Here is a 12,280-nt window from a genome sequence, read left to right as displayed (position 1 = left end):
GCTCGCGAAGGAAACCGAGAGGTTCTGTCGCGATGAGCCTATCTTCTTCCCGGGGGCCTAGGCCTGGAAAACTAGAACGGTCGGAAAACTAGTCCAACTGCCCCAACTTTCTGCAGGCGGGGCGCGGGCGCGCTTGGCCGGCGCCGCCTTGCGGGCCGGCGGCTTGGGCGCGGCGGCTTTCCTTGCAGCAACCTTTTTTGCGGCGGCCCTGGCAGGCGCCTTGGCGGCCGTTTTTGCGGTCGCCTTCACAGTCGCCCTGACGCGAGCCTTCGGGGCGGCGGCCTTCACCGGCGCTTTCACCGGCGCTTTCACTGACGCTTTGGCCGCCACCTTCTTCCGGGCGGCAGGCGTCTTCTTTGCGGCGACGGCCGGCGCCTCCTCGTCCGACGGCTCCTCCACCGTCTTAGGCGGGGCGGGCGCGGGCGCCGCGCCGGCGGCGGCAGGGTGCTTCTGCGTCAGTTCCATCAGCAACTTGTGCTCGGCCAGCATGTAGTCGCCGATCTCGGTGATGTCGGGCACGGCGCGGCGGCAGGCGATCAGGCCGTAGTCCATGCGGCCGTTGTAGCTCTGCACCGTGACGTTGAGCGCCGTGCCGTGGCTGGCGATCGACACCGGGTAGTAGCAGGTGACCAGCGCGCCGGCAAAGTACATCGGGAACGGCGCTCCCGCCACGTTCGAGATGGCCACGTTGGCCGCCGGCGGCAGCAGGTTGACGATGCCCGAGCGCCCCACCATCGACGCGATGCCCGACACCAGCCAGGGCGCGGCAAAGGTCGGGAAGTCGTCCAGGATCACCGCCTTGAAGCGGTTCATGGTCGACTTCGACGCGTTCGACGACGTGTTGATGGCCTTCAGCCGCTGCACCGGGTCGGTGATGTCGGTGGCCAGGCTCACCAGGATCATGCTGGCCTGGTTGTTGGCCGTGCTGTCGCCCGCCTCGCGCAGGCTCACCGGCACGCCGGCCACCAGCGGCTTGGCGGGCAGCTCGTTGTTGTCGGCCAGGTAGTGCCGCAGCGCGCCGGCCACGGTGGCCATGACCACGTCGTTGAGCGACACGCCGAAATGCTTGGCGACGTACTTGGTCTCGGCCAGCGAGATGGTGCGCCCGGCAAAGGTGCGCTGGTTGGTGATCGACACGTTGAGCGAGGTGCGCGGCGCGAACAGGTTGAACTTCTTCGGCGCGGCGGCCGTGTCCTTCTCGGCCGACTTCTCGTCGGGCTTGGCCAGCCCGCCGATGGCGCGCGCGATGGCCGGCGCCATCTTGAAGAGCTTCACGTACTGCTGCGCGGTGTTGCGCAGCGCCGCGGTGGCCAACTCGGCCATGCCCAGCTGGTAGCCGCTGCTGCGCGGGCGCGAACGCGGCGGCTTCACCACGCGGCCGGTGGCCTCGAGGTCGAAGATGGCCTTGCCCAGTTCCACGCCGGCCTGCCCGTCGATGCCCGCATGGTGCACCTTGGTGTAGAGCGCCACCTGGCCGCTCTTCAGCCCGTCGATGATGAAGAACTCCCACATGGGGCGGCTGCGGTCGATGAGCGTGGAATGCAGCCGCGCCACGTACTGCTGCAACTGCCGGTTGGTGCCGGGCTTGGGCAGGGTGATGTGGCGCACGTGGTAGTCGAGGTCGATGTCCTCGTCGTCCACCCACACCGGGTTGGACATGTCGAAGGGCATCAGCGCGAGCTTGCGCGTGAACACGTCGGCCAGGTGGATGCGGCTGGCCATGAAGTTCTTGGCGTCTTCGTAGAAGTCGCCCTTGTAGCCCTTGGGCAGGTCGAGCACGTTGAGAGAGCCCACGTGCATCGGCATTTCCGGCGTTTCCAGGTGCAGGAAGGTGGCATCAAGACCGCTCAGGTGTTTCATGTGTTGTGTCTCCTAGGTGGGGCTGGCGCCGTGGGGCAGGATAGCGCGGGCATTGCGTTCGTGGGCCCCGTCTTCTTCAGTGTTTCCACCGGGGGGAAGGCACCGGCGGGGCAGGGGTTTGCCCGGAGTAAGGGAAAGGTTCCGCATGCCCGGCGGGGCCGCGACGGGTGCGCCCAGGGGCTTGTGCGGGGCGTCTTTCACACGGCCTCCGTACACTGAGGCCATGACATCCAGCCTCCCCCCGCAATCGCTGCAACCAGCGCAAGACGACCACCTCTGGCTCGAAGACATCGACGGCGAGAAGCAGCTCGACTGGGCCCGCGCGCAGAACGCGCTCACCGTGCAGGCGTACGCCCAGTCGCCCGCGTTCGATGCGCTCCAGCAGGGCATCCTCGAGGTGCTCGACTCGGAAGAGCGCATTCCGATGGTGCGCAAGATCGGCGCACGCTTCTACAACTTCTGGCGCGACAAGGCGCATCCGAAGGGCCTGTGGCGCCGCACCACGCTCGAGGAATACCGCAAGCCGCAGCCCGCCTGGGAGACCGTGCTCGACCTCGACGCGCTGGCCGCGGCCGACCAGGAGAACTGGGTCTGGCACGGCGCCGACTGCCTGGACCCCGACTACAAGCGCTGCCTGATCTCGCTGTCGCGAGGCGGTGCCGACGCCGACGTGGTGCGCGAGTTCGACCTGGAAACGAGCCAGTTCGTCGAAGGCGGCTTCACGCTGCCCGAGGCGAAGAACCACGTGGGCTGGAAGGACATCGACCACCTGTACGTGGCCACCGACTTCGGCCCCGGCTCGATGACCAGCTCTAGCTACCCGCGCATCGTGAAGGAGTGGCGTCGCGGCACGCCGCTGGAAAGCGCCGTGACGGTGTACGAAGGCCTGCACGAGGACATGTCCGTCGGCGCCTACCGCGACAACACGCCCGGCTTCGAGCGTGACTACGTCTCGCGCCAGATCGACTTCTACGACAGCGAGACCTGGCTGCGCGGCGCCGACGGCGCGCTCGCCAAGATCGACGTGCCCGACGACTCCCTGGCCGAGATCACGCGCGAGTGGATGCTGATCGAGCCGCGCACCGACTGGACCGTGGGCGGCACCACGTACAAGTCGGGCTCGCTGCTGGCCACGAAATTCGACGACTACATGGCCGGCCGGCGCGAACTCACCGTGCTGTTCGCGCCCGACGACACCACCGCGCTGGACAGCCATTCATGGACGCGCCACCACCTGATCGTCAACGTGATGCACGACGTGGTGAACCGGCTCGAAGTGCTCACGCCCCCGGCCGACGGCAAGGGCGCGTGGACACGCGAAAGCCTGGGCGGCGCACCGGCGCTGTCGACCATCGCGGCGGGCGGCATCGACGAGGACGAGAACGACGACTACTTCCTCACCGTGAGCGGCTTCCTGCAGCCGACCACGCTCTACATCGGCACCATCGGCCAGGGCGAGCCCCAGGTGCTGAAGGACAGCCCCGCCTTCTTCGACGCCTCGCGCTACCGCGTGAGCCAGCACTTCACCGCCTCGAAGGACGGCACGCGCGTGCCCTACTTCGAGATTGCCGCCAAAGACCTGAAGGCCGACGGCACCAACCCCACGCTGCAGTACGCCTACGGCGGCTTCGAGATCTCGCTGCAGCCCAGCTACAGCGGCAGCATCGGCCGGGCGTGGCTCGACCAGGGCGGCGTGTACGTCATTGCCAACATCCGCGGCGGCGGCGAGTACGGCCCGCGCTGGCACCAGGCCGCGCTGCAGGAGAACCGGCTGCGCACCTGCGAGGATTTCGCGGCCGTGTCCGAAGACCTCATCGCACGCAGGATCACCTCGCCCGCGCACCTGGGCGCGATGGGCGGCAGCAACGGCGGCCTGCTGATGGGCAACATGCTCACGCTGTACCCGCAGCTGTACGGCGCCATCGTGAGCGAGGTGGCGCTGCTCGACATGCGGCGCTACACGCAGCTGTCGGCCGGCGCGTCGTGGATCGCGGAATACGGCGACCCGGAGCAGCCCGACGAATGGGCGTTCATCAAGACCTTCTCCCCCTACGAGAACGCGGAGGCCGGCCGGGCCTATCCGCCCGCCCTGTTCACCACCTCCACCCGCGACGACCGTGTGGGCCCGGTGCATGCGCGCAAGATGCACGCGAAGATGGTGGCGCTGGGCCACGACAGCAGCTTCTACGAGAACCTGGCAGGTGGCCACAGCGCGGCCACGGACAACAAGGAGTCCGCCTTCATGGACGCGCTGGGCTATGCGTACCTGTGGCAACACCTGAGGAAGCCGAAATGAGCAATGACCCCACCACCCTCGAACTGATCGGCGCGCCGACCGACATCGGCGCCAGCGTGCGCGGCGCCGGCATGGGGCCCGACGCGCTGCGCGTGGCCGGCCTCGCGGAGGCGCTCGCGGGGCAGGGCTTCGCGATCATCGACCGCGGCAACCTCGCAGGCCCGGCCACGCCCTGGACGGCCCCGGCCAACGGGCTGCGCCACCTCGACGAGGTGATCGCGTGGAACCGCTCGGTGTACACGGCCGTCGACAGCGCGCTGGGCGCAGGCCATGTGCCGGTGATGCTGGGCGGTGACCACTGCCTGGCCATCGGCTCGATCAGCGCCGTGGCCTGGCATGCGCGCCAGCGCGGCAAGAAGCTGCGCGTGCTGTGGCTCGACGCGCACTCCGACGTCAACACCGAAACCACGAGCCCCAGCGGCAACCTGCACGGCATGCCGGTGTCGTGCCTGCTGGGCCACGGGCCCGCGGTGCTCACGGGCTGGAGCGGCGAGCGCGCGGCGCTGCAGCCCGACGCCATCCGCTTCATCGGTATCCGCAGCGTCGACAGCGACGAGAAGAAAGCCATTCGCACCCTGGGCCTGCATGTGTTCGACATGCGCCACATCGACGAGCACGGCATGCGCACCACCATGACCGAGGCGCTGCAGGACGTGGACGAAGACACCCACCTGCACGTGAGCTTCGACCTCGACTGCCTGGACCCCGGCATTGCGCCCGGTGTGGGCACCGGCGTGCGCGGCGGGCCGACCTACCGCGAGATGCAGCTGTGCATGGAAATGATCTCCGACACCGGGCGGCTGGGCTCCGTCGACGTGGTGGAGCTGAACCCCGCGCTGGACGTACGCAACCAGACGGCCGAGGTGGCGGTGGAGCTGATCGAGAGCCTGTTCGGCAAGTCGACGCTGGTGCGTTGACGTTGAGCCCCGCGGGGCCGGGCCGCCGTCAGCCGCGGCTCGGGGACGAAGGCACGGGAAAGGTCATGACCGGCGCTGGCGCAGCCGGCGCGGCAGGCGCGGCAGGCGCGGCAGGCGCGGCAGGCGACGTTGCGGCGGGCGGTTGGGCGGGGGCCTCGGCCTGGCTGTCGCTGGCGTCTTCAGCGCCTTCGGGGCCTTCGAGGAAGCGGTCGAGCAGCGCAAAGAAACGGTCGTAGAAGCGCTCGTCGGTCAGCGTTTCGCTCGCCACCTTCACCATGGCGTCGTCGCTGGCCGAGAACGGCAGCGACAGCGAGCCGATCGCGCCCACGCCCACGCTGGCCGAGTTGTTCACCTTCTTGATGCCGTAGCGGTCCTGCAGCGCGGTCACGAAGGCCACCGTGCTCTTGCTGGCGGTGCCGCCCTTGGTGCCCCTGGTGCCCCTGCCGCCCTCCAGCGCGCAGACCACCCGGAACTCGACCTCCACATGCACCTCGGCCGCCGGCTGGAAGCTCTTGCGCCCGGTCACCAGGTCGGCGTTGGCGGCCGTGATCATGTAGCCCTGGCTCAGCAGCGCGCGGCGCGCCGCCTCGCAGGTCTGGGCCTCGGTGGCCTCGTAGTTGCGGGTGTGGGTGGTGGTGGAGCCGAACTCCTCGGGCTCGTAGGTGACGCGGCGCGAACTGGTGCCGCAGCCGGCCAGAACGAGCGCGGACACCAGGCCCAGCAGCAGGACCGGGGCGCGAACGAAGGAGAAAGAAGAAGCAGATGAAGTGAGGTGCATGGTCGGCATGAAGCGGCGGATGCTAACCGGCGTCGCGCGCCGGCAAGGCTTCGAGCCTGCCCGCGGTCCGGCGTTCCCCGCCGCGCCAAATTTTCAGGACCAGGGAAGCACGTGCTGCGCGCGCACCCGCGTCGCCGCGATCAGCCGCGCATTGGGCGCGTCGGTGCTGTCGACCCAGGCGCGAGCCTCCTCGGCACTGCGGCCGAACTGCTGGTGGCGCCGCACCAGGCGCGCTTCGCGCAGGGCGTCGTCGATGTCCACGTACCAGACCTCGTCGAGCATTGCCGCCGCTCCGGCCCACGGGCCGACGTCGTGCAGCAGGTAGTTGCCTTCGGTGATGACCAGCTGCGTGCCCGGCAGCACGGCGATGGCGCCGGCCACCGGCTCCTCGATCTCGCGGCGGAATTCGGGCGCATAGACGATGTCGCCGTCGGGGCGCTGTTCGCGCAGGCGCTGCAGCAGGGCGACGTAGCCGGCGCTGTCGAAGGTGTCGGGCGCGCCCTTGCGGCCGGCCCGGCCGAGCCGTTGCAGCTCGACGTTGGCGAGGTGGAAGCCGTCCATGGGGACGACCTGGGCGCGGTCGGCGCCGATGGCCTCGAGGAGTGCCGCCGCCAGCGTGGACTTGCCGGCGCCGGGGGCGCCGACCAGGCCCAGCAGCTTGCGCTGCCGGCCGGCCATCAGGTCGTGCAGGCGGGCGAGGCTGTCTGCAGGAATGGGAGGGAGTTTCTGCACGGGGATGCTGGTCATGCCCCGAGGGTACAACCCCTTCCCGTCAAAAAATCACGGGTACAGGCCGCGTTCCTGGCGCGCCATCAGGATGCGCTCGCAAGCCACCGCGTACGTTGCCGTGCGCAGCGTGATCTTGTGCTTGTCCGCGGTGTCCCAGATCTGGTTGAGCGCGTTCATCATGATGCGGTCCAGGCGCACGTTGATCTCGTCCTCGTCCCAGAAGAACGACGAGAAGTCCTGCACCCATTCGAAGTAGCTCACCGTCACGCCGCCGGCGTTGCAGATCACGTCGGGCACCACCAGCACGCCGCGCTCGGCGAGGATGTCGTCGGCCACCGGCACGGTCGGGCCGTTGGCGCCTTCCAGCACCAGCTTGGCGGTGGTTTTCTTCGCGCGTTCGGCGGTGATCTGGCCTTCGAGCGCGGCCGGGATCAGGATGTCGCAGGCCGTGTCCCAGAAGGCATCGTTGGGCACCACGTCGCCGCCCTTGAAGGCGATCACGCCGTCCTTGTTGGCAATGGGGATCAGCGTTGCCAGGTCGAGGCCGTTGCTGTTGACGATGGTGCCGGTGTGGTCCTGCACGGCCACGATCTTGGCGCCGGCTTCCGCGAACAGTTCGGCCGCGACCGAGCCCACGTTGCCGAAGCCCTGCACCGCGATGCGCGCGCCGCGCAGGTCCATGCCCAGTCGGCGGGCAGCCTCTCGGCCGGTGACGAACACGCCGCGGCCGGTGGCCTTGACCCGGCCCAGCGAGCCGCCCAGGTGCAGCGGCTTGCCGGTGACGACGCCGGTGGCGGTGCCGCCGACGTTCATCGAGTAGGTGTCCATCATCCAGGCCATGATCTGGCCGTTGGTGTTGACGTCGGGTGCGGGAATGTCGGTGTGCGGGCCGATGATGATGCCGATCTCGCTGGTGTAGCGGCGGGTGATCTTCTCGAGCTCCTGCAGCGAGAGCTTCTTCGGGTCGACGCGGATGCCGCCCTTGGCGCCGCCGTACGGCAGGTTCACGGCGGCGGTCTTGATGGTCATCCAGGCCGACAGGGCCATCACTTCTTCGAGCGTGACGTCGGGGTGGAAGCGCACGCCGCCCTTGCCCGGGCCGCGGCTCATGTTGTGCTGCACGCGGTAGCCCTCGAAGTGGGCGATGGTGCCGTCGTCCATCTCGATCGGCACGTCCACGATCAGCGCACGCTTGGGTCGCTTGAGCGTTTCGACCCAGCGGGCCAGCGGGCCGAGGTACGGCACGACGCGGTCGACCTGCGAAAGGTACGTGCCCCACGGGCTGTTGGCGGTCGGGCTGACGAAGGAGAGTTTTTCACTCATGAGAGATCCCAGGGTTGAACGGATGGGCACAACGATAGACCTGTCCCGCGCGCGACGCCATGGCTTATGCGCGGCGCGCTGGCGGTTATGCAAGAGACGTTGGGGCGGCGCCCGCCGCACATGACGAAACCGTCATCGACGGGTTATCGATCCGGCGGATGCGCTCCCTAGAGTGGACTCACCAACCACAGCAACCTCAAGGAGCTTCCCGAATGACCCAGCAACCGAACGCCACCCGCCTCCTGGGCACCGCCGCCATCGCCGCCGTGCTCGGCCTGATTTCGGCGCCCAGCTTTGCCGGCAACTACGCCGAGGGCGACCCGCGCCCCGTGGCGACGACCTCGTCGATCACGCGCGCCGTCGTCGCTGCCGACACGCAGCAATGGCTCAAGGCCGCGCCCACCCAGGGCTACACCGACGGCATCTCGCAGCAGGCCGCCGTGGTCTCGACGAACACCCGGGCCGCGGTGGCTGCCGATACGCGGCTGTGGATGCAGTCGGGCCTGGCGGCCAGGCAGAACGGCGAGGCCGGTGCAGACGTGACGCAGCCGGGGTACCGCCAGGCCGTGGCGAACTACATGTCCGGCCAGGCCGGGGCGCAGGCACAAGCCCAGCCGCTGACTTCGGTTCGCTGATTGGTTCGGGGCGCCCTGTGCATGCGCCCGCACAAGTCGCAGAGAAAACGAACACCAAAGGGTAGGCCAAGGGCACTTCCTTGGTTCTATCTCCTATAGCCGGCTGCCATAGGCCGCATCTTCCGCCGCCGATCGACACCCGCGCCGGATAATCCTCCGATGCTCGACCTGGACCGCATCGATCTCCGGCTGCTGAAGACCCTTCAGGAGGATGGCCGCATCACCAACCTCAAGCTCGCCGAGGCGGTGGCGCTGTCGCCCACCGCGGTGCTGGCACGGGTGCAGCGGCTCACGCGCGAAGGGTTCATCCAGGGCTACGAGGCGCGGCTCGATCCGCACAAGCTGGGCCGCGGCTTCACCGTGTTCGTCGAGGTGCTGCTGGACCGCACCACGGCGAACGTGTTCGACCAGTTCAAGGCCGCCGTGCAGGTGCGCGACGAGATCATGGAATGCCACATGGTCGCGGGCGGCTTCGACTACCTGCTCAAGACCCGCATGGCCGACATGGCCGCCTACCGCGAGTTCGCCGGCACCGTGCTGTGGCAGTTGCCCGGCGTGCGGGAAACGCGGACCTATGCGGTGATGGAAGAAGTCAAGAGCAGCGCGCGCCTGCCGCTCGGCGTCTGAAGCCTACGCGGGCTTGCGCGCCCGGCCGCCGAAGATCGCGGTGCCGACGCGAACCATCGTGCTACCGGCGCTGATGGCCGCTTCGAGGTCCGCGCTCATCCCCAGCGAGAGCGTGTCGAGCTCCACGCCCGCAATGCCCGCCGCGCGAATCGACTCGAACACCGCATGCGCGCGCAGGAACAGCTCGCGCTGTGCGTCGAAACCCTCTGCCGGCTCGGGGATCGCCATGAGCCCGCGCAGCCGCAGCTGTGGCAACGCCGCCACAGCGCGGGCCAGCGCCACGGCCTCTTGCGGCGCCACGCCCGACTTGTTCGCGCCCCCGTCCACATTGACCTGAAGGCACACATTCAGCGGCGGCAGATGGGCCGGCCGCTGGGCCGACAGGCGCTCGGCGATCTTCAGGCGGTCGATGCTGTGGACCCAGTCGAACTGCTCGGCCACGGGCCGCGTCTTGTTGCTTTGCAGAGGGCCGATGCAGTGCCACTGAAGGCTGGCGCGAAGGTCGGCCAGCGCCTCGATCTTGTCCAGCCCCTCCTGCACGTAGTTCTCGCCGAAGGCCGTCTGGCCGGCCGCATGCGCCTCGCGCACGGCCTGCGGGCCGAAGGTCTTGGACACTGCCAGCAGCCGCACCTCGCCGGGCGCGCGCCCGGCCGTTACACATGCCTTCGCGATCCGGTTGTTTACTTGCTGGAGGTCGTCGCCAATCATCGTCATAATCGTCCAAAATCGTATCAAAACGTCACCGCACCCGAGCCGAGGAGCCCTGTGGACATCACCCAATTGCTGGCATTCAGCGTCAAGAACAAAGCGTCCGACCTGCACCTTTCCGCAGGCCTGCCGCCCATGATCCGCGTCAACGGCGACGTGCGCCGCATCAACGTGGACGCGCTCGATCACAAGGGCGTGCACGCCATGGTGTACGACATCATGAGCGACACGCACCGCAAGCACTACGAAGAATTCCTGGAGGTCGACTTCTCCTTCGAGATCGACGGCCTCGCGCGCTTCCGCGTGAACGCCTTCAACCAGGCGCGCGGCGCGGCGGCGGTGTTCCGGACCATTCCCTCGAAGATCCTCACGCTGGAGCAGCTGAATGCGCCGAAGATTTTCGGCGAGCTCGCGCTCAAGCCGCGCGGGCTGGTGCTGGTGACGGGGCCTACGGGTTCGGGCAAGTCGACCACGCTGGCCGCAATGGTCAACTACCTCAACGAAAACGAGTACGGCCACATCCTCACGGTGGAAGACCCGATCGAGTTCGTGCACGAGTCCAAGAAGTGCCTGATCAACCAGCGCGAGGTCGGCCCGATGACGCTGTCGTTCTCCAACGCGCTGCGCTCCGCCCTGCGCGAAGACCCGGACGCCATTTTGGTGGGCGAGCTGCGCGACCTGGAAACCATTCGCCTGGCGATGACCGCGGCCGAAACGGGCCACCTGGTGTTCGGCACGCTGCACACCTCCTCGGCCGCCAAGACGATCGACCGGATCATCGACGTGTTCCCCGGCGAAGAGAAGGAAATGATCCGCGCCATGCTGTCCGAGTCGCTGCAGGCCGTGATCTCGCAGACCCTGTGCAAGACCAAGGACGGCCAGGGCCGTGTGGCGGCGCACGAGATCATGCTGGGCACGCCGGCCATCCGCAACCTGATCCGCGAGGCCAAGGTGGCGCAGATGTACTCCACCATCCAGACCGGCCAGGGCCAGGGCATGCAGACGCTCGACCAGAACCTGACCGACCTGGTGCGCCGCAATGCCATCTCGGCTGCCGAAGCCCGCGGCAAGGCAAAGATCCCAGAGAATTTCCCTGGCTAGTCATGCGGCCCCCCAGCTTTTCACTTCGCTGCGCTGCGTGTAACTCCACCCCCCGGGGGGGAGGCGCGGCCGCCTTGGGGCGGCCCGGCGGTCGGCCGCCAGCGGGTTCAATCTAAACAGATCAAGGAGCGCTCTCATGGAACGCGATCAAGCCAGCCAGTTCATCAACGACCTGCTCAAGCTCATGGTGAGCCGCAGCGGCAGCGACCTGTTCATCACGGCCGACTTTCCGCCGGCCATCAAGGTCGACGGCAAGGTCACCAAGGTGTCGCAGCAGGCGCTGGGCGCGCAGCACACGCTGGCGCTCACGCGCTCGGTCATGAACGACCGGCAGACGGCCGAGTTCGAGCGCACCAAGGAGTGCAACTTCGCGATCTCGCCGACCGGCATCGGCCGCTTCCGGGTGAACGCCTTCGTGCAGCAGGGCAAGGTCGGCATGGTGCTGCGGACCATTCCCGCCAAGCTGCCGACCATCGACGGCCTGGGCATGCCGCAGGTGCTGAAGGACGTGGCCATGACCAAGCGCGGCCTCACCATCATGGTGGGCGCCACGGGCTCGGGCAAGTCGACCACGCTGGCCGCCATGATCGACTGGCGCAACGAGAACTCCTTCGGCCACATCGTGACGGTGGAAGACCCGGTCGAGTTCGTGCACCCGCACAAGAACTGCGTGATCACGCAGCGCGAAGTGGGCATCGACACCGACAGCTGGGAAGCCGCGCTGAAGAACACGCTGCGCCAGGCACCCGACGTGATCCTGATGGGCGAAATCCGCGACCGCGAGACCATGGAGCACGCCGTGGCCTTCGCCGAGACCGGTCACCTGTGCATGGCCACGCTGCACGCCAACAGCGCCAACCAGGCGCTGGACCGGATCATCAACTTCTTCCCCGAAGAGCGCCGCGCCCAGCTGCTGATGGACCTGTCGCTCAACCTGCGTTCGCTGGTGTCGCAGCGGCTGGTGCCCACCGAGGACGGCCAGGGCCGCGTGGCTGCGGTGGAAGTGCTGCTGAACACGCCGCTGATCTCCGACCTGATCTTCAAGGGCGAGGTGGGCGAGATCAAGGAGATCATGAAGAAGAGCCGCAACCTGGGCATGCAGACCTTCGACCAGGCGCTGTTCGATTTGTTCGAAAGCCACTCGATCACCTTCGAGGACGCCATTCGCAACGCCGATTCGGCGAACGACCTGCGGCTGCAGATCAAGCTCAACAGCCAGCGCGCGCGCAGCAGCGACCTGGCGGCGGGCACCGAGCACTTCGCGATCGTCTGAGCGCGTATTCGATATTCGCGATCGTCTGAGCGC

At 68.0% G+C, this 12,280-nt stretch carries 11 protein-coding genes; 6 read left to right on the top strand and 5 right to left on the bottom strand.

Going from position 1 to position 12,280, the window contains the following annotated elements:
* Positions 1-57 precede the first annotated feature (57 nt).
* Positions 58-1,860 (bottom strand): WS/DGAT/MGAT family O-acyltransferase, encoded by a 1,803-nt coding sequence (locus ACSFBM_RS28870; RefSeq protein WP_435487459.1) that lies wholly within the window; start codon positions 1,858-1,860, stop codon positions 58-60.
* Between the two features lie 223 nt (positions 1,861-2,083).
* Here ACSFBM_RS28870 and ACSFBM_RS28865 point away from each other — a divergent pair, with 223 nt between their 5' ends.
* Entirely contained in the window at positions 2,084-4,156 is a 2,073-nt protein-coding gene (locus tag ACSFBM_RS28865; RefSeq protein WP_435487458.1) for a prolyl oligopeptidase family serine peptidase, read from the top strand.
* The gene (rocF, locus tag ACSFBM_RS28860) at positions 4,153-5,073 is read left to right on the top strand and encodes an arginase (protein ID WP_435487457.1); all 921 of its coding nucleotides are present in this window, start codon (positions 4,153-4,155) and stop codon (positions 5,071-5,073) included. Before ACSFBM_RS28865 ends, rocF begins: the two co-directional genes overlap by 4 nt.
* Before the next feature lie 28 nt (positions 5,074-5,101).
* Here the strand turns inward: rocF and ACSFBM_RS28855 are convergent, their stop codons facing one another.
* The 3 genes from ACSFBM_RS28855 to ACSFBM_RS28845 form a co-directional block, all read right to left on the bottom strand.
* Entirely contained in the window at positions 5,102-5,860 is a 759-nt protein-coding gene (locus tag ACSFBM_RS28855) for a DUF2242 domain-containing protein (RefSeq protein WP_435487456.1), read from the bottom strand.
* An 84-nt stretch (positions 5,861-5,944) separates the two neighbouring features.
* Positions 5,945-6,598: a nucleoside/nucleotide kinase family protein gene (locus tag ACSFBM_RS28850; RefSeq protein WP_435487455.1), complete on the bottom strand. Its 654-nt coding sequence runs from the start codon at positions 6,596-6,598 to the stop codon at positions 5,945-5,947.
* Positions 6,599-6,631: 33 nt separating this feature from the next.
* Positions 6,632-7,903, bottom strand: coding sequence for a Glu/Leu/Phe/Val family dehydrogenase (locus ACSFBM_RS28845; protein WP_435487454.1), 1,272 nt, complete (start codon positions 7,901-7,903; stop codon positions 6,632-6,634).
* A 212-nt stretch (positions 7,904-8,115) separates the two neighbouring features.
* On the opposite strand from ACSFBM_RS28845, the gene ACSFBM_RS28840 reads away from it, so the two are divergent.
* Both ACSFBM_RS28840 and ACSFBM_RS28835 read left to right on the top strand, forming a co-directional pair.
* Entirely contained in the window at positions 8,116-8,538 is a 423-nt protein-coding gene (locus tag ACSFBM_RS28840; protein ID WP_435487453.1) for a hypothetical protein, read from the top strand.
* A gap of 159 nt (positions 8,539-8,697) precedes the next feature.
* Positions 8,698-9,165, top strand: a complete 468-nt coding sequence (locus tag ACSFBM_RS28835) for an Lrp/AsnC ligand binding domain-containing protein (RefSeq protein WP_435487452.1) — start codon at positions 8,698-8,700, stop codon at positions 9,163-9,165.
* Between the two features lie 3 nt (positions 9,166-9,168).
* Here the strand turns inward: ACSFBM_RS28835 and ACSFBM_RS28830 are convergent, their stop codons facing one another.
* Complete coding sequence (locus ACSFBM_RS28830) at positions 9,169-9,879, bottom strand: YggS family pyridoxal phosphate-dependent enzyme (RefSeq protein WP_435487451.1); 711 nt, start codon at positions 9,877-9,879, stop codon at positions 9,169-9,171.
* A gap of 51 nt (positions 9,880-9,930) precedes the next feature.
* Here ACSFBM_RS28830 and ACSFBM_RS28825 point away from each other — a divergent pair, with 51 nt between their 5' ends.
* Both ACSFBM_RS28825 and ACSFBM_RS28820 read left to right on the top strand, forming a co-directional pair.
* The gene (locus ACSFBM_RS28825) at positions 9,931-10,974 is read left to right on the top strand and encodes a type IV pilus twitching motility protein PilT (protein ID WP_435487450.1); all 1,044 of its coding nucleotides are present in this window, start codon (positions 9,931-9,933) and stop codon (positions 10,972-10,974) included.
* 136 nt (positions 10,975-11,110) lie between these two features.
* On the top strand, positions 11,111-12,247 hold the full coding sequence (locus ACSFBM_RS28820) for a PilT/PilU family type 4a pilus ATPase (protein ID WP_435487449.1): 1,137 nt from the start codon (positions 11,111-11,113) through the stop codon (positions 12,245-12,247).
* Positions 12,248-12,280: the final 33 nt, after the last annotated feature.

This window comes from Variovorax pasteuri, assembly GCF_051216435.1.
Classification (GTDB): Bacteria; Pseudomonadota; Gammaproteobacteria; order Burkholderiales; family Burkholderiaceae_C; genus Variovorax.
The sequence above is the reverse complement of the archived record's forward strand: the minus strand, read 5'-3'. Positions and strand labels throughout refer to the sequence as shown.